The sequence below is a fragment of the Acidisoma sp. 7E03 genome (assembly GCF_054665075.1).
In genome coordinates, this window is record NZ_BAAFHE010000052.1 from 1 (window position 1) to 1,232 (window position 1,232).

At 62.7% G+C, this 1,232-nt stretch carries 1 protein-coding gene and 1 other annotated feature; the gene reads left to right on the plus strand.

What is annotated here, in order from left to right; genetic code table 11:
* Positions 1–51: 51 nt before the first annotated feature.
* A protein-coding gene (locus ACYQ6W_RS22605; RefSeq protein WP_459678549.1) for an IS3 family transposase occupies positions 52–1,232 on the plus strand; the annotation gives its coding sequence in 2 pieces (ribosomal slippage) (positions 52–346 and positions 346–1,232; 1,182 coding nt annotated over the 2 pieces). This gene is flagged as partial in the annotation.
* Positions 336–452, plus strand: a sequence feature (AL1L pseudoknot). It overlaps the preceding gene by 117 nt.

The following is a 1,232-nucleotide window of genomic DNA, read 5'->3' on the forward strand; positions in this document are numbered from 1 at the left end:
TGAACCGCACCGGGTTTCCCGGAGGCTCCAACTTCCAAGTAGAGTGGAGCTATGACGAGCAAGACGACGAACAAATTCAGCCCTGAGGTTCGGACCCGGGCGGTGCGGATGGTGTTGGACCATGAGGCGGAACACCCGTCCCGGTGGGCGGCAGCGACGTCGATCGCGGAGAAGATCGGCTGCTCGACCCACAGGCTGATGGACTGGGTGAAGAAGGCGGATATTGAGGCTGGTCGAACCTCGGGCGTCCCCTCCGAGGTGGCGGAACGGATGAAAGCTCTCGAGCGGGAGAACCGGGAGCTGCGCCAGGCCAATGAGATCCTGCGCAAAGCGTCGGCTTATTTTGCGGCGGCGGAGCTCGACCGCCCGTTCAAAAAATGATCGCCTTCATTGACGATCATCGGGATGCCCATGGGGTCGAGCCGATCTGCCGCGTTCTGCCGATCGCCCCGTCAACCTATCATGGCTATACAGCCCGGCGGCACGATCCGGATCGCCTGCCACTGCGCGCACGGCATGATGCCGTGCTGAGGGCGCAGATCCGCCGGGTCTGGGAGGAGAATTTCCGGGTCTATGGCGTGCGCAAGGTCTGGCGGCAATTGCGCCGGGAGGGCATCGAGGTCGCCCGCTGCACGACGGCGCGCTTGATGAAGCAGATGGGGCTTGCGGGAGTGGTCCGCGGCAGGCCCGTGAAGACGACGGTCAGCAATCCGGCCGCCCTTTGCCCCCGAGACAAGGTGAACCGGCAGTTTCGTGCAGCGAAGCCCAATGCCCTTTGGGTTTCCGACTTCACCTATGTCGCGACCTGGCAAGGCTTTGTCTATGTTGCCTTTGTCATCGATGTCTTTGCCCGCCGCATCGTCGGCTGGCGCGTGTCCCGGTCGGCTCAGACCGGGTTCGTGCTGGATGCTCTGGAGCAGGCGCTGCACGATCGCCGTCCGGTTCGGCGAGATGAATTGATTCATCATAGCGACCGTGGCGTTCAATACGTGTCTATTCGCTACACTGAGCGCCTGGCAGAGGCCGGGATCGAACCGTCAGTCGGCAGCGTCGGCGACAGCTATGACAATGCCCTGGCCGAAACCATTAACGGCCTGTTCAAGGCCGAGGTGATCCATCGCAAAGGACCATGGCGTCACGCCGATGCCGTCGAATTCGCGACCCTGGAATGGGTGGACTGGTTCAATCACCGCCGCATCCTGGAGCCCATCGGAAATATCCCGCCCGCCGAG